General features: G+C 58.9%; 18 protein-coding genes and 2 pseudogenes. 9 read left to right on the plus strand and 11 right to left on the minus strand.

What is annotated here, in order from left to right:
• Window positions 1-19: 19 nt before the first annotated feature.
• The 7 genes from tssF to tssA form a co-directional block, all read right to left on the minus strand.
• Window positions 20-1,801 (minus strand): type VI secretion system baseplate subunit TssF, encoded by a 1,782-nt coding sequence (gene tssF, locus PH558_RS25010; RefSeq protein ID WP_285207150.1) that lies wholly within the window; start codon window positions 1,799-1,801, stop codon window positions 20-22.
• On the minus strand, window positions 1,794-2,303 hold the full coding sequence (tssE, locus tag PH558_RS25015) for a type VI secretion system baseplate subunit TssE (protein ID WP_095437906.1): 510 nt from the start codon (window positions 2,301-2,303) through the stop codon (window positions 1,794-1,796). The genes tssF and tssE overlap by 8 nt, the downstream gene beginning before the upstream one ends.
• Complete coding sequence (locus PH558_RS25020; RefSeq protein WP_285207152.1) at window positions 2,296-3,120, minus strand: type VI secretion system accessory protein TagJ; 825 nt, start codon at window positions 3,118-3,120, stop codon at window positions 2,296-2,298. Before PH558_RS25020 ends, tssE begins: the two co-directional genes overlap by 8 nt.
• The gene (gene tssC, locus PH558_RS25025; RefSeq protein ID WP_285207155.1) at window positions 3,117-4,517 is read right to left on the minus strand and encodes a type VI secretion system contractile sheath large subunit; all 1,401 of its coding nucleotides are present in this window, start codon (window positions 4,515-4,517) and stop codon (window positions 3,117-3,119) included. The genes PH558_RS25020 and tssC (PH558_RS25025) overlap by 4 nt, the downstream gene beginning before the upstream one ends.
• Window positions 4,518-4,564: 47 nt before the next feature.
• Window positions 4,565-6,043: a type VI secretion system contractile sheath large subunit gene (gene tssC / locus PH558_RS25030; protein WP_095437909.1), complete on the minus strand. Its 1,479-nt coding sequence runs from the start codon at window positions 6,041-6,043 to the stop codon at window positions 4,565-4,567.
• A gap of 110 nt (window positions 6,044-6,153) precedes the next feature.
• Window positions 6,154-6,666 (minus strand): type VI secretion system contractile sheath small subunit, encoded by a 513-nt coding sequence (gene tssB / locus PH558_RS25035; protein ID WP_069613678.1) that lies wholly within the window; start codon window positions 6,664-6,666, stop codon window positions 6,154-6,156.
• Between the two features lie 104 nt (window positions 6,667-6,770).
• Window positions 6,771-7,811 carry a type VI secretion system protein TssA gene (gene tssA / locus PH558_RS25040; protein WP_285207355.1) on the minus strand — a complete coding sequence of 347 codons (1,041 nt, stop codon included), beginning with the start codon at window positions 7,809-7,811 and terminating at the stop codon, window positions 6,771-6,773.
• Between the two features lie 230 nt (window positions 7,812-8,041).
• On the opposite strand from tssA, the gene tssH reads away from it, so the two are divergent.
• The 8 genes from tssH (at window position 8,042) to PH558_RS25080 (ending at window position 18,561) form a co-directional block, all read left to right on the plus strand.
• Window positions 8,042-10,789 carry a type VI secretion system ATPase TssH gene (gene tssH, locus PH558_RS25045; protein WP_285207158.1) on the plus strand — a complete coding sequence of 916 codons (2,748 nt, stop codon included), beginning with the start codon at window positions 8,042-8,044 and terminating at the stop codon, window positions 10,787-10,789.
• A 65-nt stretch (window positions 10,790-10,854) separates the two neighbouring features.
• Window positions 10,855-11,331 carry an Hcp family type VI secretion system effector gene (locus tag PH558_RS25050; protein WP_069613675.1) on the plus strand — a complete coding sequence of 159 codons (477 nt, stop codon included), beginning with the start codon at window positions 10,855-10,857 and terminating at the stop codon, window positions 11,329-11,331.
• A 118-nt stretch (window positions 11,332-11,449) separates the two neighbouring features.
• Window positions 11,450-11,998 (plus strand): hypothetical protein, encoded by a 549-nt coding sequence (locus tag PH558_RS25055; protein WP_285207161.1) that lies wholly within the window; start codon window positions 11,450-11,452, stop codon window positions 11,996-11,998.
• A 6-nt stretch (window positions 11,999-12,004) separates the two neighbouring features.
• Window positions 12,005-14,329 (plus strand): type VI secretion system tip protein TssI/VgrG, encoded by a 2,325-nt coding sequence (gene tssI, locus PH558_RS25060; protein WP_285207162.1) that lies wholly within the window; start codon window positions 12,005-12,007, stop codon window positions 14,327-14,329.
• 6 nt (window positions 14,330-14,335) lie between these two features.
• Complete coding sequence (locus tag PH558_RS25065) at window positions 14,336-15,397, plus strand: DUF2169 family type VI secretion system accessory protein (RefSeq protein WP_095437914.1); 1,062 nt, start codon at window positions 14,336-14,338, stop codon at window positions 15,395-15,397.
• Entirely contained in the window at window positions 15,397-17,013 is a 1,617-nt protein-coding gene (locus PH558_RS25070; protein WP_095437915.1) for a PAAR-like domain-containing protein, read from the plus strand. The genes PH558_RS25065 and PH558_RS25070 overlap by 1 nt, the downstream gene beginning before the upstream one ends.
• Window positions 17,014-17,025: 12 nt before the next feature.
• Entirely contained in the window at window positions 17,026-17,697 is a 672-nt protein-coding gene (locus PH558_RS25075; RefSeq protein WP_095437916.1) for a T6SS immunity protein Tdi1 domain-containing protein, read from the plus strand.
• A 156-nt stretch (window positions 17,698-17,853) separates the two neighbouring features.
• On the plus strand, window positions 17,854-18,561 hold the full coding sequence (locus PH558_RS25080) for a GAD-like domain-containing protein (protein WP_285207165.1): 708 nt from the start codon (window positions 17,854-17,856) through the stop codon (window positions 18,559-18,561).
• Between the two features lie 569 nt (window positions 18,562-19,130).
• Here the strand turns inward: PH558_RS25080 and PH558_RS25085 are convergent.
• The 4 genes and pseudogenes from PH558_RS25085 to PH558_RS25100 all read right to left on the minus strand — a co-directional run bounded on the left by PH558_RS25085 (window position 19,131) and on the right by PH558_RS25100 (window position 21,185).
• Window positions 19,131-19,661, minus strand: a complete 531-nt coding sequence (locus PH558_RS25085) for a VOC family protein (RefSeq protein WP_285207166.1) — start codon at window positions 19,659-19,661, stop codon at window positions 19,131-19,133.
• A gap of 101 nt (window positions 19,662-19,762) precedes the next feature.
• Window positions 19,763-20,029 (minus strand): annotated as a pseudogene (locus PH558_RS25090) (alpha/beta fold hydrolase); the annotation flags it as partial.
• Window positions 20,030-20,047: 18 nt separating this feature from the next.
• Window positions 20,048-20,254, minus strand: a pseudogene (locus tag PH558_RS25095) (NAD(P)-binding domain-containing protein); the annotation flags it as partial.
• A 178-nt stretch (window positions 20,255-20,432) separates the two neighbouring features.
• On the minus strand, window positions 20,433-21,185 hold the full coding sequence (locus PH558_RS25100; protein WP_285207167.1) for an alpha/beta fold hydrolase: 753 nt from the start codon (window positions 21,183-21,185) through the stop codon (window positions 20,433-20,435).
• Between the two features lie 137 nt (window positions 21,186-21,322).
• Between PH558_RS25100 and PH558_RS25105 the strand changes: the two genes are divergently transcribed.
• Entirely contained in the window at window positions 21,323-22,183 is an 861-nt protein-coding gene (locus PH558_RS25105) for a LysR family transcriptional regulator (protein WP_285207169.1), read from the plus strand.
• The last annotated feature ends 156 nt before the right edge of the window (window positions 22,184-22,339 follow it).

Raw genomic sequence — 22,339 nt, forward strand, 5'->3', positions numbered from 1 at the left:
GCTTCCGATCACCTCTTCGTCACAACAAGGGCCGCTCGGCGGCGCGGGCCGGCCAGACGGCGATTGGTTTCGATTGCCCCTTCATCGAGATGGAAAGGCGGGTGAAACTGTTGATCGAGGTGTAAAGCCCGAAAAACCGGTCGAGGACACTGCCGAAGAGATAGGCCGAAGGCCTGTCGATGGCGGCCGGGTCAAACTCCAGCCGGATATCCGTGCCCGTCACCATCCCGCCGCTGCCAAGTCGCGTCATCGAGCTTTTTGCGTCGACCCGCACAAGAGCGTCGGCAAGTAGTCTGGTTTCGCGGCTGTCCCTGAAGGCATAGAGCGCAAGAATATCCTTCAGCGCGGCACCATCATTGTCGAAAATGGAAAGATGATTGAGCTGGAGATGCGACATGAGCCGCCAGTTGCGCCCTTGCTGCTCGTTCATTCGCACAGAAGGCGTAGGTGCCATCAAGGCTTCGACCGAGCCGACTGCCTCGCTGCCGGACGCCAGCTGCAAATAGGGATGGCCACCGCCAAAAGGCAGTTGCTCCGGCAGTTCGCGGTTGAGGCACAGGGCGTCGATGCTGGCGATCTTGTCGAGGGGACCGCTTGCCCGGCGGGCACGGTCTACGAAGGTGATTTCCATATCCGAGGTATGGTCGTCGGCATCGAAACGGCGCGCGCACTGCCAGAAAAGCGATGAGGCTCCGCCCTTCAGGCTGCGGCCGAAGAAGGGTTGGCATTCTTCCTCGTCTCCGGTGCGCGCCGATACGACCACCTTCTCAATCGCATAGATCTCCCGCGTCTTCTGTCGTCTGGCATCGGGAAGCACGCGATATTCGGTGCGCGCACCGTCGAGTGCGATCGGTTCGCAACTCTGGCGAAACAGATTGACGATCGGCGTCGCATTTAAAAGGAAATCCCGGGCGGAGATGGCGCGCTCCAGCTTTACGCTGGTCTCATCGAGATAGATGAAGATTTCCAGTGTCTCACCGCGCCAGGCCTTCAGCCCGACGATGTCGATGAAGAGGAATTTTTGTGGCAAGGCAAAGAATTCCGTCAGCAGACGATAGCCGGTAAAGCTTGAGCTTGGATAGGGCAGGATCGCTTCATCCGGCTCGAAACCGACAGCCTGCAATGCCTTGGCCGGCAACATGATCGGAGCACGGTCATCGGCGTGGTGGGCAAGGGCGACGCCGAGCGTGTGATTGACGAGAAGCTCGTGGATGGCGACAGCCTGCTGCCAGGACGAACCGATATGAAGCCGCAGCCTGTCGAGGCCGATCTCGCCGAGAGGCTTGTTTGCATCCCGCGCCCGGATCGATAGACGCAGGCAACCAGCCGCACCTGCATGAGAGGAGGGCGGCGCGCTGATCGGGTGGCCGGTCAACGATGCGGAAACGATCTCGATCGGCGCGACCTGCGTATCCTGCGTCGTGCGGAAACGGCAGCTCTCGCCGCCGATCGGCTCTGCGAAGATTTCGGTGTGACGCGGCACCGTCTGCACCGATGTCAGCGTGCTGCTTGGTACGAAGCGCACGATGCTCATCGAGGGCAATGGCGCCAGATAGTGCGGATAAAGGGTTTCCAGCAAGCCATCCGTCAGTTCCGGAAACTCGTCATCGAGCTTCTGGCGTACGCGGGCGGCCGAATAGGCGAAGCTCTGGATCAGCCGTTCGACATGCGGATCGTCCGCAACCTCGCCGGTCAGGCGTAGCCGGCCGGCGATTTTAGGGAAAGCGTCGGCAAAACGTGCCGCACGCCGACGGATCGCAGCCAGCTCGTCGTTGTAACGCTGCAGGAAGCCGTCAGCCATTATTGGCCTCCACCAGGAAGCGCTGCGTGGACGGATCGATCGTCGATTCAAAGCTGATCGGCGGCATCCCCTCATGCACGCGGAAGGTCGCGTGGATGCGCAGCCGCAAGGCTCGTTCGCCATTTCCGCGGCTCTTGAGGATACTCACCTGCACGTCGGAAAGCCGCGTTTCGAACAGCGCGATGCGCCGCTCGATCAGGCGTGCGAGACGGCTCTTGGCTTCGTCGGTGACGAGATTTGCCGAGACCATGCCATCGACGCCGAAAGACACCAGCGCATCGCCGAGTTCTTCATAGATCGATGGAGGAGCAGTCGGCCGGCGGCGCGTGTTGAGTAGAGCTTCGAGATCGCGGCGAATGCATTCGCGCAGTTCGCGCAGTTGCTCGACCGCCGTCAGCAGTGGATCTTGCAGGCGATCGGGGTCCCCGTCGATCAGTCGATCGATGATCGACCTCGCGACAATCCTTTCCCGCGGCCTGTAACGCTCCAACGGATCAGCCATGGGCGGCACGCCTCGTCTCGGCAGAGCTCGGAGCGCCTTCCAGCGACTCCAGATCGTGGAAGGAAACTAGATCGTCGCCCGCCAGGAAGCACTTTTGGCCGCGGCCGGTCGTAATGCCCGTCGCCTCGTCGACCCATTCGGTTTCGCGGCCAAGCAGCAGCTTGGCGCCTGTCGTGCCGTGATAGATCGCCGGCAGCAGGACGGGCGCGCTCGCGCCGTCCACGAGTTCGAGCTCGGCCCGGCGGAAGGCGAGATCGCGGGGGCGGGCGATCGGCTCGACGCGAAGCGCTGCTATCCTGGAAAAGTCGATCCACAAATAGGAGCCGCCGGTCATGATGACTTCGAGAGCATGCGGAATGCGATCATCGAGATCGCGAAGGTCCGAAACGAGCTTGCCATTCCAGCGCATCGGCCGTTCACCCCTGATCTCCTCCAGGGATTCCAGTGTCGCGGCCGTATCCGAGGATTGGTCGCGATGGGCGATCGCCACCTTCATGGCCGCCTGATCGAGCGCTGTTGGGCCGTTCGGAAAATCCGGCACTGCGGCTTCATCGAACCAGGCCGAGCGCGCAGCCATCGCGCGAAGCTGATTGCGCAGCATGGCGAAGCCCATGATGTCCCCCGGCGCGAATGTCGTCGCGACATTGCACTGCGCATCGGCTCGCGCGTAGTCACCGGCAAGGATCAGAAGATCGATCAGAATATGCCGGCCATCCTTGTCTGTCGGCGCCGATTTGACATGTGCCTTCGCCTGCTCGATCGCATCATCGAGCGCGTTTTCGCTAAGAGCTTCGGCGATCCTGGCGGAGAGCGTCATGCGGACATCCTTTGCATGTTCGCAGGGCGGGAGAATGCATAGGTCGCATTCGCCGTCTCCGCGATGAGGTGAAAACTTGTCGAGACGTCGTCGAGCTGAAAATGCGGCTGCAGCCGCACCGTGCAGGCGAACATGCCCGGCTTGCCGGGAATTTCATCGACGCTGATGCCGGCCGAGCGCAGCGGGAAGCGCGTGCGCAGCGACAGGTCGGCGTCGTCATTGCCTAGCGTGTAAGTCGACAGCCAATCGTTCAGCTTGCGTTCGATGGAGGCGCTGTCGGCCAGCTTGCCGATGTCGTCGCGCATGATGACCTTGAGATAATGCGAGAAGCGCGATGCGCAGAGCACATACTGCAGCATCGCGGCAATGCGGGCATTTTGCCGGGCGTGCTCGCTCGAATAATGCGGTGGCGCGTGCAGAGACTGGTTGGAATTGAAGATCGCCGATGAGGAGAGATATGTTGTTGCAATAGGAACGATGCCGAGCTCGCACAACTGCTGCTCCTGTCCACTGGTCAGCCGTATCTCGACGGGAGCCTGCTGCGACAACCCGTTGCTTTCGATGCCGAGATCATAGGGGGCGAGTTCCTCCGTGCTCAGCATGCCGCCATCAATGGCGTCCTGTGTCACGCCGCGAATATCGGCGAACCAGCCGGTTTCGATGAAATTGCGGATGACGATCATTGCGAAAGCAAAGGCACCATTGCCCCAAACCAAGGTGCTGCCATCGGCTGCGATGCTTTCGCGAAAGGGAAACTGATCGTCGCGCTCGCGCGAAAACGCCTCATAGGGCGCGCGCATCAGGATCCGTGGAGCGACCAGCCCGAGGAAGCGGGAGTCCTCTCGTGCCCGAAGCCCATTCCAGCGGATACGAGTGGGATCATAGGCGAGCCAGGAAAAGTCCTGGACGCGATTGAGCTCGTCAAAATCCTGCAGGCCGATGGCCTGTGGTGCCGCGGCGGCTACGAACGGGCAGAAAGCAGCGGCGGCAGCCATGCCGATCTGCGTGAGCGCGCCGACCGTATCGCCGCCGGTCCGATCTTGCGGAGAAAGCTCGTAGTCGCCGATCAGCAGGCCGAAGGGCTCTCCCCCGGGCATGCCGAACTCGCGGCTGTAGATCAGCTCGAAGAGATGGCTCTGGTCGAACTCCGTCGTTCGCTCGAGATGCCGTGTCAGCTGGGCCCAGCTGACACTGAGGATCTTGACCTTCACCTCTTCCGATCGGCCGGTGTGACGCATCAGCATGGCAAGCCCGCGCCACCGCGCTTCCATTGCCTGGAAGTCCGGGTGGTGAAGGATGGCATTGACCTGTCTGTTGAGCGCATCGTCGATCATGGCGATCACACGATGCACCTGACGCGGCCAGGTTGCTCTCGGTTCCGTCGTTGTCGCGGTCATGGCGCTGACTGAAGGCGCGCGGCGAGGAAATCGCCGTGCCGCCCCTCCTAGTTCTTGCTCGGAATGCGCGCGACCATGCGAAGCGACGTGGTCAGCTCTTCCATCTGCAGCCAGGGGCGCATCCAGGCGACCGCATTGTAGGAGCCGGGCTTGCCCGGAACTTCCTGGACGGTCACCTTCGCATCGCGCAACGGATATTTGGCGCGCGATTCCTCGCCGGCGTCGTCATTGGCGTTGACGTAGTTGGCGATCCAGCGGTTGAGCCAGTTTTCGCAGTCCTGCGCTTCCATGAAGGAGCCGATCTTGTCGCGGCCCATAACCTTCAGGTAATGGGCAAAGCGCGACGTGGCCATCATGTAGGGCAGGCGCGCCGAAACTGCGGCATTGGCCGTTGCTTCAGGCTTGTCGTAAACCTTTGGCTTATGCGTCGTCTGCGCGCCGAAGAACACGGCGTAATCGGTGTTCTTGTAGTGGCAGAGCGGCAGGAAGCCCAGTTTGCCGAGCTCGGCGTCGCGACGGTCGGTGATGCCTACTTCGGTCGGGCACTTGAGATCGAGGTCGCCATCGTCACTCGAGAAGATGTGCATCGGCAGGTTTTCAACCTTGCCGCCGTTTTCCGCGCCGCGAATTGCTGTGCACCAGCCGCTCTGGGCAAAGGCGTCCGTCAGCCGCGTTCCCATCACGTAGGCTGCATTCATCCAGCAGTAGGAATTGTGCTCGAGTTCGCCGGTCTTCGAATGATCGGTTTCATCGAAAGCGAAGTCATCGATCGGATTGGTCTTCGGGCCATAGGGCATGCGGGCAAGCACGCGGGGAAGGGCGAGTGTCACGAAGCGCGAATCCTCGCTCTCGCGCAGGCTGCGCCATTTCGCATATTCGACGGTTTCGAAGATCTTTTCCAGGTCGCGCGGACGGGCGAGTTCGCGATAGTCATCGAAGCCGAACATGCGCGGGCTTGCGGCCGAAATGAACGGCGCGAAAGCGGCGGCTGCGATCGATGAAATCGCCTGCAGCGTCTGCACGTCATCGAAGGAATTGTCGAATTCGTAATCGCCGATCAGGGCGCCCATGGGCTCGCCGCCCGGCGTGCCGAATTCGTCTTCGTAGATCGACTTGAAGAGCCGCGACTGGTCGAACTCCACTGCCTTTGCGAGATCCTTGGAAACGTCGCGCTTGGAGGCGTTCAGGACACGGATCTTCAGGTTGACGCTCGTCTCGCTGTTTTTGACGAGATATTGCAGGCCGCGCCAGCTGCCTTCCAGCTTGGTGAATTCAGGCGACTGCATGATCGCGGCAAGCTGACGGGAGATTTTCCGGTCGAGCTCGGCAATGGCCTTGTTGAGCGTGACCGTCAGGTTGCGGTCATAGGTGACGGTGCCCTTGAGTGCCTGATCGGTCAGCGTCCTTAGGAGATCTTGGGCACGATCGGGCTCGGTCTGCCTGGTGGCGGCCACGATCTGCGACAGCAGATTTTCCTCGGGCGCAAACTCGGCCTCTTTGGTCTTCAATTGGCTTTCAGCGCTCATTTTTCGATCCTTGCGGAAATGCGGGCGATATCGATGCAGCTTCAAATCCGTCGCTATCGGCCGCGTGAAACGGAACTGGGCGATCGGCTTTGGCTGATCGCCGACGACGATCAGCTTGCGGCAGGCTTTTCGGCCAATCCGAGCTCGGACATCAGCTTGGAAAGATCAGCCTTGTTCTGGAGGACGTCTTCCAGCAGCCGCTCCAGCTCTTCGGAACGGTCGGCCTTGCTCATGAGGTCGCGAAGCTGGTTGCGCGCATCGAGAAGCGCCTTGAGCGCCGGGACCTGACTGACGATGGAACCCGGCTCGAAATCCCGCATGCTTTCGAATTTCAGCGAGACGGGAAGCTGCGAGCCGTCGCCCTCGAGCGTGTTTTCGACCGAGATGTTCAGGCCCGGCGTCATGCGGCGCATGACGTCATCAAAATTATCGCGATCGATCTGAACGAATTTGCGCTCGCCGAACGGTTTCAGCGGTTGGGTCGGGTTGCCCGAGAAGTCGCCGAGAACGCCGACGACGAAAGGCAATTCTTTGACGACCATCGCACCTTCGGTCTCCACCTCATATTTGATGTGGACCCTGGGCTTGCGCACTCGCTCCAGCTTTTCGTGAACACTCGCCATAAAGTTTCTCCTTCCATGCCAGCGGCAAATTCGCTCTACAGATGTGGCGCAACTCGACTTTGGAAAGGGTCGGTTGCAAAAAGTTCAGAAGACGGTTGTATTTCTCACCCATTCTTGTTCGATTTCAGCTGAATGCCTGCCGCCGTCAGCACGGCGTTGCGAGCCTGCTGCTCCGGCAGCAATTCGGCCAATAGCTCGGAAAAATCCATGCGGCCGCGCCTGACCATCGTCTCGATCGACATCGAGATCGGAGAGTGTGGTTCAGTGCGGCGGAAGTAGCGCGCGACGGCCAGCAACAGCTCGAAGGCTTCCTCGCGCGAGCCGATCTGTTCAGCGCTCAACGCACGCGGACGTGTTTGCACCTGCTCGCCGCTCTCCGGCTGCGTTTCCATTGGGGCCACGGCCTCAGACGATTCGATGCCAGCGAGAGAGCGAAGCGCCAAGGCCGCCTCCTGCAGAACATTATGCGTGTTGGAACTTGGCGGCGCCATCTGCCCACAGCGCTCGTTCAAAACGGATACGAGCCGGTCGAAGGCGGCAATGCAGCCATTGACCGTTTCAAGATGCGAACTCATCGCCGCCGTGCCTGCCTCGAGAACTGCCTGGCTTAATTCGTCACGCCGTTTCACTTCGTTGGGTCGTTGCGACAACTGAAAGTCCCAGAGGGAAAACTGGCCAAATTTTGCATCGGGAATGAGGGGCGACAGTCTGATCGCCTGAATAATGGTTCCTTCGCCACCAATGCCATTGAGGCCTGAAAGAGGGGCAAGTCGTTCCTCGATATCGTCGACGCCGACGGAATGAAATTTCTCCCAATGCTTGTCCAAAAGCGACGCGATTGCATGGTAGACGTCCCGCAACCCTTCGAAACCGCGCAGACGTAATTCCGCTTCAGCCAACCATGCTAATACTTCGAGGTCCTTACTTTTTGAAGAAATAATCTGCAATCCGAGATTGCTAACTTCTGTCCAAAGAGGCGAGATGCTAATATTTTCACCTGGGGATATACCTCGTTCTGCCGCACGAGCCTGGTTTCTTGCATCCTTTATTCTATAGTATATTTCGCGCGCAGAAGTATTATCGCGAAGATTTTCTCCGCATGGCGCGTTTTCTTCAAATGAATTTTCTATGTCGCGAACGTTCAGCAGGGAATTAACTCCATATCATGAACTACATCGTTAGAGGGCGTGATAGTTAGATCGATATATTCCTTTGTCAACCATGTCTAATCTGCAACAGATTTATGACGATTCCATTTTTTGACCACGTGAAAAATTTTTTGTAGTCCATCTGGACGTATGGAAATAACCGCCCTAGTTGTTGCCGCGATTTGGAGCGTGTGGTTGAAATGAAACCAGAGGGAGGAAACTTCTAGGTGTCGAACATCGATCTCAATCGTCTGATCAGAACGCTTGAGCCCGCATTGCGCGTCGGTCTCGAGGCTGCGGCGTCGCTCGCAGCGCGTGATCGCCATGCGAATGTCGATGTCGCACATTGGATATTGTCGTTGCTGGATGTATCCGAAGTTAGCTCTTTGTTTGAAGAGCTTAGCGTTTCTTCCGCGGCGCTCCGCACCGAGCTTGATAGCGCCATCGCCGACCTGCCCAGAGGCGATGGTGCCGCACTGGTACTCTCTCAAAATTTGCTCGCTCTGATGCGCGAGGCATGGCTTGTCGCGTCGCTCCAATGTGGGCGCAGCAGCATCACAGTCGCCGATCTTCTGACCGCACTGAGCGACGACCAGTCGCTGCGCATCATGGCGCGGGGCATGGCGCCTTCGCTGCGCAGTCTTGATCGCAACGCGCTTGAAAAAAAGTTGAACGCGACTTCCGCTTCCGATGGCGCATCGTCATTGTCAGAGAATTCCGAAACTGTTGCCGCCTCCGGCGAGAATGAATTCCTGCGCCTCTACACACGCGATATGACGGCGGATGCAAGGCTCGGTCGTGTCGATCCGGTCATCGGGCGTGATCGCGAGCTACGCCAGGTGATCGATATCCTCATGCGTCGCCGTCAGAACAATCCGATGCTGGTCGGCGAAGCGGGTGTCGGCAAGACGGCCGTTGCCGAGGCGCTGGCGCTGGAAATTGCGTCCGGCAATGTGCCCGACATGCTGAAGCCGGTACGGATTCTTCTTCTCGATCTCAGCCTGCTGCAGGCTGGTGCCGGCGTGAAAGGCGAGTTCGAGCGCCGCTTGCATGGCGTTGTCGCGGCCGTGCGAGCTTCTGTCGAACCGATCATCCTGTTCATCGATGAGGCGCATGGCCTGATCGGTGCCGGCGGACAGGCCGGGCAGGGGGATGCCGCCAACATCCTGAAGCCGGCACTGGCGCGCGGCGAGCTCCGGACGATCGCAGCCACGACTTGGAGCGAATACAAGCGCTATATCGAGAAGGATGCGGCGCTGACCCGACGCTTCCAGGTCGTTCAGGTGCTCGAGCCCGACGAGGAAACGGCAATCCGCATGTTGCGTGGCGTCGTGGGCAGCTTCAAGGCTCATCACAAGGTACGCATTCGCGACGAAGCTCTCGCGGCAGCCGTCCGCCTCTCGGCGCGCTATATCCCGGCGCGGCAATTGCCCGACAAGGCGATCAGCCTCATCGATACCGCAGCAGCCGCTGTCTCTCTGGCTCGGCAGACCGTTCCAGAGGCGCTGAAGGAGTTACGCAACGAGCTGGAGATGTTGGAGGTCGAAGCCGCTGCCCTTTCCGCCGAGCCGCCGACTCCGGATATCGTCGAACGTCTTGCCATTATCGAACGTGAAAAGGGTGAAGCGATCGGTGAGATCGAGCGGTTGCAGGCCAAGCTCGACGCTGAAATCAGGCTGTCGGTCGAAGCCGATCGTATCGAATCCGCGCTCGCCGATCCCGATGGTCCAGAGGCTGAAGATGGCGTTCGCCTGCGCGGCGACAATGTCGCTCTCTTCCAGCCCAATGGCTCATCCGTCGACGTTGCTCGTGCAGCCCTCGTACAGGCGGAGCGCAGCCTTGCCGACGTTGCCGGAGAAACCCCTCTGGTGCCCCGCGTGGTCGACAAGGAAGTGATTGCCGGGATCGTCGCGCGCTGGACCGGCATTCCCGTTGGCAAGCTCTTGTCCGACCACGTCGAGACCGTCAAGACGCTCGATGCAAGGCTGAAGGAACGCGTGCTCGGACAGGATAACGCAATTGCGCGGATTTCCGCCGCGATGCGGTCGGCCCGCGCCGGGCTTTCCGACCCGCGTCGTCCGCCCGCGGTCTTTCTGCTCGTCGGCATGTCGGGAACCGGCAAGACCGAGACGGCTCTTTCGCTGGCTGACCTTCTCTATGGCGGCAGCCAGTATCTGACGACCATCAACATGTCCGAGTTCAAGGAGGAGCACAAGGTTTCGCTGCTGCTCGGATCGCCGCCCGGCTATGTCGGCTATGGCGAGGGTGGCGTCTTGACCGAGGCCGTACGCCGTCGCCCCTACGGCGTGCTGCTGCTGGATGAGATCGATAAAGCCCATCCGGGCGTCCAGGAAGTCTTCTATCAGGTCTTCGACAAGGGAACGCTGCGCGACGGCGAGGGCCGCGACATCGACTTCAAGAACACCACCATCGTGATGACCGCCAATACCGGCTCGGAATTGTTGGCAGCTCTGGCGGCAGACCCGGAAACGATGCCAGAAGGCGAGGCGCTGGAAGCGCTGCTGCTTCCTGAGTTGCAGAAGCATTTCAAACCGGCCTTCGTCGGCCGCACGACCGTCCTGCCCTTCATGCCGCTGAGCGGTGAGACGCTGAGCGGGATTGTCGACATTCAGATCGGCCGCATCCGTGATCGCGTCGGCGCCTCGTATGGCACGAGCGTTTCGCTCGCTCCGGAGGCCCGCGAGGCGCTGGTCGGCCGCGCCAAGGCGAGCGAAATGGGCGCGCGTGCGATCGAAACCATGATCGGACGCGATCTTCTGCCCGAGCTTTCGACCTTCTTCCTCGATGCAGTTGCGACAGGGCGCAAGGTTGGCGGCATCACCATCGGCTTTCACGATCACCGCTTTCTCATTGAGGAGGATACGGTGGGCGACCACAAATTCGCTGGCCCCGAGGAAGGCGGCACGGCGAATAAAGCAGCCCCGGACGAACACAGCGCCCGGATGCGGCATTAGACGGAAGGGTAACCCCGCCCTGCAGCGACAGGGCGAATTCAAATCTCAACAGGAGAGTTCAGAGCATGCCGATTTATCTGCAGATCGACGGAATTCAGGGTGATGCAACCCACGAGCAGCACAAGAAGTGGATGGACATCGAAGTCATCCACTGGAATGTCTCGCGCAACATGAAGACGTCAGCCGGCTCGGCTGCGAACCGCGAAGCTTCCGAGCCGACCGTTTCGGAAGTTATCCTGACCAAGGTCAGCGATTCCTCGTCGACGAAGCTGTTCCAGGAAGCATGCTCGGGCCGCACCGGCAAGCAGGCCGTCATCCATCTGGTAACCACCGGCAACCCGGGCGATACCTACATCGAGTACACGCTCACCAACACGCTGATCGCCAGCTACTCGGTCGATTCCAATGGCGATCGTCCGGTCGAGACGATCAAGCTCAACTTCACCAAGATGGAAGTGAAGTACACGCCCTACGACGATTCGCAGACGCCGCAGTCGCCGATGATCGCATCCTACGACCTGGCAACGACCAAGGCTGCCTGAGTTCAGCATCGCTTTCCGGCGCGTTGGCATCAGCGCGCCGGAAACGCGTCCGCTGCCAGATCGCAGCTTCCGCCGCGATCGGTATGTCCCGGCAAAACGTTCGTTAGAAGAGGTTGCCATGGTAGATTTTTCCGTTTCGTCGCCGGCCCTGCAAATGGCACCGGTGAAGCAGGCCGATCTTCCCTCCGTAAAGCGTGCAGGCCGCGGCCCGTCCTACGATTATTTCTCCTATCAGAGCGGGCCTCGCGAATTTGCGGCACGCGGTCAGGCGATGGGAGCGGCCGCATCGCTCTTCCGGATGTTTTCCGAAAAAGCCAATGAAATGTCGCTGACGCACTGGCTCCAACGATGGCTACGCAACAATGAGGCGCATATCATTCGCGAGATGGATACCAATCATCATTCGGTGTTCGTTGCGCAATTCAATTATTCCGTCAGCGATGGCGAAACACGGGTCTTGATGGCACGCGGTGCCTACCTGCTCGGGACGGTGCCGAACCGCGCCGATATCGGCAAGATCCTGACCCCGCAGGTACTCTATGGCCCGGGCATGCACGAGACGCTGCCGAACGGCACCCTGTTCCAAATCGTCTATCTGGTTGGCGGTCGCAAACAGCAGATCGGCAGTACCGGCACCGTAGGGTCGGCAAGCTCACTGGTAGGATAAGCGCAGATGAACGATCAGCCCTCGGCCAATGATTTCATCCAGGCGACCCGAAATCTGAGGGTTTCCTCACCGCTTGGAACGGACCAGCTCCTGCCGGAGCGAGTGATGATCACGGAAGGCGTTTCGTCGCTTTTCGACATCCGACTCTCCGTCCGCGCCAAGCGTGAAGTCATCAAGCCGGAGGAGCTGATCGGTCGACTGATCGATATATCCCTGGAAGTCCAGCAGGATGAAGACGGTGGAGATGGCGTTCGCCGCCCGTTCAACGGCCTGGTCACCGCACTTCAGGAAGGACCGCCAATTACGCGCGGGCTGCGTTCCTACTCGATGGTGATTAAGCCGCAGATGTGGCTGCTATCGCAGCGCTCGGACTGCCGCATCTGGATGGACAAGACCAGCATCGACATCGTCGAGACGCTGTTTTCCGAACACGGCATTCCGGCTCCGGATGTTTCCGGTGTCGTGACGCCACCGCCACCGCAGCATTATTCCGTGCAGTGGAACGAGACGGATCTGGATTACCTGACCCGCCGCTTCGAGGAAGATGGTCTCTTTTACTGGTTTTCGCATGAGGAGGGCAGTCACCGGCTGCATGTTGCCGACGGTGCCAACTCATGGGCCGGCCCGTCTCCTTCTGCGCAGGGAGAGGGGCGTGTGCGCCTTGCCCAAGGCTCGACAGACCGCAATCATATCAGCGATTGGACGAAGCATTACGCCTATGTTCCAGGCCAGCGCGCCGGCGCGGACTGGAATTTCGAGACGCCGCAGATGGTGCCGGGCACAACCACGCCTTCGCTGGTGCAGATGCCGGGGGCGATGAAGCGGGAGCTTTACGAGTATCCAGCCCGCATTTCCTCCGTGGCTGAGGCAGAGCGGGCGCAGAAGCTGCGCATGCAGGCAAGCGAGGCCGATCACAATCGTGTCTTGGGACGATCGTCATCGCGCATATTGGAGGTCGGCCGGCGGTTCACGCCCTATGAGGTGGCGCATCCCGAACATGTCTATGAAGAGCATGTGATCATTCGCGCGACCCATTATGCGGTCGATCCCTCCTACGAAACCAATGCGGATCAGCCGGAATATACCAACGAATTCGAGGCCGTGCCGTCGCGCGTGCCGATGACGCCGCATCGCACAACAGAGCGGCCGCGCATCCGCGGCACGCAGGTCGCGATTGTCGCAGGTCCTCCCGGAGAGGAAATCCATCCGGACCAATATGGCCGCATCAAGCTCTGGTATCCCTGGGATCGTCGCGCCAAGAAGGACGGATCGGACACCTGCTGGGTGCGCGTCGCCCAGAGCTGGGCCGGCGGCACATGGGGCGGCCAGGTCATTCCCCGCATCGGCATGGAAGTCATGGTCGCCTTCATCGACGGCGATCCGGACCGGCCGCTGGTGACGGGCGTGGTGCCGAACCCGAGCAACGGCGTGCCCTATGACCTACCCGCCAATAAGACCCGCATGGTCCTGCGCTCCAATACGCATAAGGGTACCGGCTTCAATGAGATGACCTTCGAGGACGATGCCGGCCGCGAAAACATGTTCTTCCACGCCCAGAAGGACCAGACGACGCGCGTGCGCAACGACCGCACCAAACGCGTCGACCGCCACGAGGTAGCCTCCATCGGCGGCAACCGCGCGGTCGAAGTGAGCGGCAACCAGAAGCATGAGATCGGTGGATCGGTGAACACGGTGGTCGGCGGTACGGGACCGATGGCAATGGCGCTGATGGGCGCCGTGCAGGGACTTTCGGGGCAGACGGCCGGATTGCTTTCTCAGGCGGGTCAGATCGCGGGCGGGGGAGGTGAAGGGCTCGCCGCATTCGCAGGGACCATTGCCTCCTCCGCCTTGGGCTTCCTCGGATTAGGAGGGCTTGGTAGCCGCGAAGGTGTGGTCTCGGGGCCAAATCCGAGGGCGGACGCGGGGACGAATCTGTCCGGTTCCGGCAGTGGGTTGGGCGAAGCGGCAAGCGGCCTCTTTCCACTTCCGGGCATCATGAACACCGTCGTCGGGTCGTTCAAATCGGACACCATCGGCATTGCAAGAGCCGAGCAAATCGGCGTCAGCAAGGTTACGCATGTCGGTCAGACGTCACTCGAAAAGGTCGGAAAATTCAAGAAAGTGATCGTGGGCGACGAATTCGTCATAGAATGCGGCGCGTCCAAATTCATCATGCGCCAGGACGGCACAGTCATCATCCTGGGGACGCATTTCAACTTCACCGCATCCGGGCCGACGCAGATCAACGGCAAAGTCGTCGATCTCAACAAGCCCGGCGGCGGCTTCGCCGAAGCTTCGCCGACATCGTCGGATACGACGGCACAGGGCTGAGGCGCCATGTCGGTCGACAATCGCACACCTTTTCCGGCACTCGCCTTCCGGCAATATAATTTGGCGGGGGATTTGCTAGGGGTTGTTGTCGCCAGAGGCACGTTCAAACTGGCAAGTGACGGTCCGCTGGTCTTAGACGACAATCAGCAACCATTGGTCATGTCGGATGTCTATGACGGCGATCCGCATGAGGCACCGCAGGTGGCCTGCACCGATCTGGCGCCATTCAAGCCAGGTACGGATGTAACTTTTGTCGGAGCTGCCTTTGCGCCAGGCCGCGTCGAGGTGTCGTCCTGGACCTGCGGCCTGAAAGTTGGGTCCGTGCAAAAGCGCCTGCGCGTCCATGGGCCTCGTGTCTGGCGGGCGAAGACTCGCAAGACGTGGCGTGGACTGATCGACAAGGAGAAAGAGGATGCGCTTGACGGGTGGGATCTGACCACGGGAGAGCCTGTGACTTATGTGCCCATTGATTGGCGATTAGCGTTCGGCGGCAGGATCGAGAACGGCGAGATATTCGAACGGAACCCCCTTGGGATCGGGCTTGTCGATCAGGACCAATACCGTGAAAGATCGGAATGGCCGGCGCCGCAGATTGAGGATGCAGACGAACCGGTTCGCTCCGTCGACGACAGGCCGGCGCCGGCAGGTCTTGGTCCGCTTTCGCCATTCTGGGAGGATCGGATACGGAAAGCCGGAACCTATGACGAAGGCTGGCTGAACGAAAGGCATCCTCTGCTCCCCCATGACTTCGATTTCTCCTTCTGGCAGGCCGCGCATCCGGACTTGGTGGCAAATCCCTGGCTGCAGGGCGACGAAGCCTTTGAGCTGGATCACCTCCTACCGGGATTAGAGATGTTCCATGGTCGCCTGCCTGGCGTTGGTCTTCAGATTGAAATCGATCGGGGTACAGGCCCGGCGCGTGGCCCCATGGTGCTCGACGGCGTCCATTTCGACATGAGGCCCGGTGTGGGGCGCGTTTTCCTGACCTGGCGGATCGGCTTTCCCTGGCCGGAGCGTCGCGGGCTGCCCAGGATGACTGCTGTCAATCTTTCTGAAGGTGTCAGCTAATGGCCGGCAATCAGCCTGCAGAAACGCCTCCAGAGCCAGAGCCTCTGGAGTATGTACGGATCGATCCCAATAGTAGTTTGCTGTCGGACAACGGCAAGCAAGCCACGAAAGGCCCTCGAATAAGCCCTACGGCAGCCGTTCCACCGCCCCCGGAATTCATTCCCGATGATAGTTCCGCGATCGCGGTTTGCCTGTCGCCGGATGTTTGTCGTTCACCAACTGCACCCGTGCCCTACATGGTATGGGGCAAGGCCGACGATAAACAGAATTACTCCCCGGATGTGAAATCCAACGGGAAGATTATCAAGCGCTCCGATTCACAATTCACAGCAACTTATGGAGATCAGCCTGGAACGGGACTGGGTGTAAAATCAGGCACTGTGGGAAACGTCGTAACGCCGGTGACTTCGTCCAATATCGTGCGAGCAAACGGCATATCGGTACAGCGCCATACGGATCGTTGTACGTTGAACAACGGCAACTGCCCTGGCGAATATGTCAATGTTAAATCAACAGAGGTGCATGCACCGCCGGATGGTCTCGATAAACAAGACAGAAGCTGGTGGGATGCCGCGAAAGACACGGGTAGCGATTTCTGGAAGGGGATGACGGCAACGTCTGGTACGGCATCCACCGGCGAGGGAATAGTCAACAAGGTTGGCGAATGGTGGAACGACCCATCTCAGATCGGCAGGGACGCGCAATCCGCCTATGACAGTATTCCCACAGGCTCGGAGATCTGGCAGGGCACGAAAAATATTGCTGGTGGCGCGGCGCATGTGGCTGGTGAGGTGTGGAACGATCCGGTTGGCAGCGCAAAAGCGACGGGTGGCTGGGTGAAAGATCAAGCCGTCGGGGCTTGGCATGGAGTTGAAGGAGGGTACGAAAAGCACGGTATTGCCGGTGCAGCCGGTGCTGTCGTGGGCCTCGCAGTCGAGGTCGTCAACCCATTGAAAAAGCTTAAGATGCTTGAGAGGGCCGCCGAGGTTGCGGAGGAACTGGGCGATCTGAAAAAGGCCGAAAAACTCAGGAAAGAAGCAGAGGAGATCAGGGAGAAGGAAACGCAGGCGGAGCGAGCTCGCAAGGCCGAGGAGGAGGGGAAGGATGGAGCGCGGAGTACGCGTGTAATTCCAGAGAAAGACGTTGAATGCTTTAAGAAGCCGCCGCACCTCTCCGATGAAGAATTTGATAAACAACTTAATGAGCAAATGGACGCACTCAAAGACATCGATGCTGATACATTGCTCCAACGGCGGCAGGCTATTCGAGACGCAGGCGGTACATCACCGCTTAGAGATCTTAATGCTCAAACACAGGCGCGACGCGACTACGAAAGCAGCAGACTGGAAGAGCTTGCACAGGATGGTATTGTTGGTCAGGAGGCAGCAGACAAGGTTGCTGACGAGATGTCGCAACTTGCGGCAACACATCGGCTTGATATTATCGCCGGCGGTGATCCCAGCGATATTTCTGGATTGGGAGACAAAGGAGTTAATTCTTCTCTAGGTTCGCAGTGGAAGGGGCGTAGATCACAATCTCTCGAGGATTATGCTCGTGAAATGAAAGAAAATGGACTTGGAAAAGAAAAGATGAAAGTACATCTAAAGAAATGCTAAGGTATATCTGATATGAACAAGCTTTATGAAGACATAATACGCAAATTTGGAGAACCGGCTTCGAACGCCTCGTTTACGGAGGAGGAACGTTTGGCACTTCGGAAATCTTTTCCGGACCAAGTCGCCGATTTTTGCTTTGACATTGGTCGGTCGGTGTTGCGTGAAGGGCTTATTCAATCGTGCCATCCCGATGATATGAGGGGAGTCCTAGCGCTTATTTTCGGCGCTGACCGGGATTTTTCACACGATAATTGCCATGCTTTTGCTTATTCTGCTTTTGGAGTTATTTTCTTTTGGATGAAAGATTATGGATACGGCAATATCAGTGTTTATGAAGGCCGTTTGACGCAGAAGAATTTTGTGAAGGGGCAGCCTGCAGGAGCGACGGCTGCCAATGCGGTTTCAGTACCGTTCTGGTTATCGGATCAGGCGCTGGATTTTGAGGACGGAGTCGGCAAACCACTATTCAAGCGAGCTTCTAAGAAGCTCGGATTTCTCGAAACTGGAGAATGTTACGGATTCGTGCCTGCTTTGGCTCTCGGAGGAGTTTCAGATATCGCCCACCTCAAGCGCCTAAAGGCGTCCGAGCATTTTGCTATCGTCGCGCAGACTATGGAATACAATCTTATCGACGTTCAAGGATATGGCCAGTCCGTGGTCGTGCGCCCGATAGGGCCGCGATAGCCTTTTCGCAAGTCCTCGCGAAGCGAGCGGTGCGGTGAGCAACTTAAGCTGACGTGCGACCGCGGTTTGCGTGTTATGGATTTAGGGAGAGGCGGGAAGCCTATTGAGTGTCGAACTAAAATATGTGGGGAAAAATAACGATAGCATGGATGGTAAATGCTAGAATCTTTTTTTGCAGACACCATCGACGAAATTGGGCCGCCACAGAGATGCCTTCCACTGACGGCAGAGCAGGATGCCCGCCTTTCTAAATGCCTGCCGAGCAGTTTTATGGATTTCTTGCGCGCATACGGGCTGGGTGACTATTTCGATCGAAAGGTACAATATTGTGATCCTGCGGAATTCTCGCCCATCCTTGCTTTGGTTTTCGGTGCGGATGCGGATTTTAGTCACAAAGATTGCTTCGTGGTCGCCCATTCCGCGTTCGGTCGGCTTATCTGCTGGTCTGAGCGACATGATCATTTCGAGATCGATCTTGTTGATCTGCGATTGACATCCAGCAAGCTCGCCCCAACGAAATTCATCCTGCCCCCGGGGTTCGAAAAGCGGGAACGCAGCTCGGATCCAAACATCCTCGCTCGCTCGCTACTTGTATCAGATCGCAGAGATTACGAGGAATTCGACGCTCAAGGCAAGCCTATGTTCGATCGCTGTATAGCGTCTTACGGCCGGTTGGAGCGAGATGAATGCTATGGCTACTTTCCAGCGATTGCGACAGTCGGCCTGGATAGTCCCATACGACGGCTCGAAAGCATCAGGCGTGTAAAAGCGCTTGAGCATTTCGCTATTCTCGCTCAATTGGGTACCTTCCATTTGATGAAACTGGAAAGGGGGCAATACACGGTAATACGCCCGATTGGATGATTGACCGTTGACGTCTAGTACCTTTCCAAAAATTCGCGATGGAGGTGGTCGGATGCGGCGAAGCCGGGTCATATTGGTGGGAAAGGCGGTAGGCTGCACCGAGCAGCCACGGGTAGTTTCCTCCAAGCTAGATTAGAGTCCGGCTTAATAGAGGACGGACGAATAAAGAAGCAGAGATTTACGGATGAACAGATTATCAGCCCTACCATGTCCTACATATTCTCCAAGACCCAGATGTCCTTGATGTCGAGCGGTCCAAATTCGCGGGTCCGTCGCTTGTCGTCCCAGCATTCAAAAATCTGTTGGGTCGTAATATTTTCAGCCCGCCGAATTATACTGGCGAGGTAGTTTTCGTACGAGACAGCGTTAAGCGCCGCTTTGCACTGGCCAAATTAGCTGGCGTGGAATTTCGCAAGGTCAGGGCAGGCGCTGACTAAACTTGCGGTTTGTAGAGCTTGACCTGCCATGAAACTTTCGCCCAGCGGCGAGTTGGCCGTTCTCGGTGCGGATCGTGGTCGCCCCTCGGGTCAGAAAGCTGCGGCGAGACATTGTATTTTCAAAGCTTACGCTCACTCCTCGTCCTGCCATCTGCGCAGATCCGTCTGGTCGTGATAGCTCATGCGGTCGGGCGTGGTGATGAATTCGACAGTCGTGCCCCATGGCATGCGGCAATAGCAGACCTTGTTTCCAGGACCTTTTTCGGTTGCGTAGGGAATAGCGCGTGGCGCGGTAAGAGACGCACCACCGGCCTTTTCGAAGCGCTCAACCGATGCGTCGATGTCGTCGGTGTAGACACCAAAGTGCGTAATGCCGAAGTCGCTCGCTCGGGCCGGCTGGGCTTGCTCGGGGCCGTGCATTTCGAAGAGCTCGATGTCAGGTCCGGTTCCGATCTTGACCATGGCCTGTGCACGCACGACCGTTCCAGGGAAAGCGCCAGTGGCGCGCTCGAATTCGGGTCCGTGCCGCGGCGGATCCTGCGGCCCGAAGGACTGATAAATCACCTGGCCGCCGAAAGCTTCCACTAGGAAAGATTTTGCTGCTTCGATATCCGGCACCGTGATGCCGATGTGATTGACGCCGCGCACTTTAGGTGCAGTCATGATAGTCTTCCTTTCTCATTTAATCGATCGAACGCGATGCGCGCGGGCGCAACTCGCCCGCAGTGTCGCGATCCGGCCCACGACGGGGTGGTCGCAGAGTTTCAACTGGCCTTGAGGAAATCGATCAGAGCGGCCGCCACTTCATCCGGCTGCTCGTCCGCGACATAATGGCTGCACCGCGCAATCGAGCCGCCCGTCACATTGCTGGCGAACTCCTTGAGCATCGGAACCATATGCGCACCGAAGCGCTGCTCCCCGCCGAGACCTAGCACCGGTATCTCGAGCGGTCGCCTTTTGTACTCGAGTGCAGCCGCATGGTCGGCAGCGAGAGTGCGATACCATTCCATGCCGCCGCGCGTGCGGCCCGGGCCGGCATTGAGGATCACCTCGCGAATGGCAGCGTCGTCGGATAGCATCGTAAAGACTGCGTCGGCCTGGAATGCATCCGCCGCAAATTCGACAAGCGTCACCCCGGGGACACTATCCTGGGCGACCTTGCTACGGTTCCAGGCCCGAACATCATAGCCTGCCTTCACTAGGTTCAGGGCCATCGCCGAGCCCATACTGCCGAGACCGATAAATCCGATCTGCATGTTCTATCTCCTGTTGTTCGGATGAGAGCTTGGCGCAGGGTCGGACCCGGCCGCCGGGCGATCGTCAGACCGAGACCCGCGCCGATGAGTTGGCCGGTCGCGATGCCGCCACAGGGGTGGCTTCGGCGCATGTCACGAAACATCCGCAGCCCTGAGCCTGACCATCAGAGCATCGGCTTCATTTGCTCGCTGCTTCGGCGATGACGTCGGCGACTTCGCGCGGATGCGAGATATAAACCGCATGGCTGGCACCGGGCACCTCGGTGACCTTCGCACTTGCCCGCTTGTACATAGACCGCTCTGCCTCGGCGCTGACAGCCATGTCCAGCCCGGCCACGATGCCGTAGCTCGGCTTGGTCTTCCAGGCTGCGTGCTGCGTCTTGGTTCCAAGAATCTTCGCCGAAACCGGCACCTGCGAGTTAGCCATGAAATCCGTCTCGGCCTTGGACAGGTCAGCGGCGAATCCCACCCGGAACTTCGCGGGATCGAACAGCAGGAAACCGTCAGAAGTCGGCTTGAACGTGTCCGCGGTCGGACTCGGCCACTTCTCAAACAGATCGCCTACGCTCTCGCCAACATCCGGGACGATGGCCGCGACATAGATAAGTGCCGAAACCTTTGGGTCGACGCCGGCTTCGGTGATGATCTGACCACCATAGCTGTGGCCGACGAGGACGACCGGTCCATTTTGCTGCTCGATAGCGCGGTGAACCGCCTGAACATCATCCGGCAGCGAAGTATTCGGTTCCTGGACGATCGTGACTTTCAAGCCTTTGGCCACCAGGCGCTCATAGACGCCCCTCCAGCCGCTGCCATCGACCAACGCGCCATGGACCAAAATCACATTTTGGGCCGGCTGCGCGAAAGCGGAGGGCGCGCCGAACACCACTGCAAGAGCCGCAGCACCGAGATAGAGAGACTTAAGAGACATTTGCCGATCCTTCCGAATGACATGAGGTGATACACGAGCGATGGTCCGATGGACCGATAGTGGAAATCTAGGTGCTTAGATTTGTTCTTTAAGTGACAAAAATGTATTCTCAGCGTTCAGTTTTGTGGGGGGCTAAGATGGAATGGAGTGACGTCAGAATCTTTCTTGCTGTTGCGCGATCCGGCACGCTCGGCGGCGCCGCGCGTTCCCTTCAGACAAGCCATCCGACTGTCGGCAGGCGACTGCGCGCACTTGAGCAGGCGATCGGTCACACGCTCTTCCAACGGACCGCCGACGGTCTTGTCCTGACCGAAGAGGGCCACGGGGTCATCGCGCTGGCGGAGCAGATGGAAGAGGGCGCGCTGGCCATGGAGCGCCGGCTTGCGGGCCAGGAGCAAAATCTCAAAGGCAGTCTGCGCGTTTCATCAGCGGACTGGTTCGGGGCCTATGTGCTGCCTCCGATCCTGGCGGATTTCTCCAACGCCTATCCCAATGTCGACGTGGAGATCCTGACCGGCACGCGCCTGTTCAACCTTGCCCAGCGGGAGGCTGACGTCGCTTTTCGTATCGTTCCGTTCAACACCGCCGATGTCGTTCAGCGGCGGCTCTTCAGGCTCGAATACGGCGTTTACGTTGCAGAGGAGTCGCCCGATCCCAAATATGGCGACGGAACCGGTTTCCGGCTGATTACCCACGATACGTCCACCGGGCAGTTCCCCGATATCGCTTGGCTCATCGAGAGCTTCCCCAACGCGAGACCCGTCCTGCGATCGAACAACCGCAACGTCCAGGGGCGCATGTGTCGGCAAGGCATCGGAATCGCCGTCCTGCCCCGCGTGGTCGGCGATCAGATCGCGGGTATCCGCAGACTGGAACTGCCGACGCCTCCGCCAGCGCGAGACATCTGGATGGGATATCACCGAGACCTACGACGTCTTCAGCGTCTTCGTGCGTTCATCTCGACCGTATCGGACCATCTCGTGAATGCAACCGCATGACGAGCGGCCCGGAGATGATTCAAAGCTGCCCGAAAATAGGGCGATCTCTCCCGGCTTGCGATTGAGGTAGCCGCGCCTGTCGACGAAATGGTGTGACCGACGCCCGACTCGACCTCGATTCGACTTCGAAACCCGTGGCGCCAAGCTAAGCAGCAG

The organism is Rhizobium pantanalense (assembly GCF_030182525.1).
Taxonomy (GTDB): domain Bacteria; phylum Pseudomonadota; class Alphaproteobacteria; order Rhizobiales; family Rhizobiaceae; genus Rhizobium.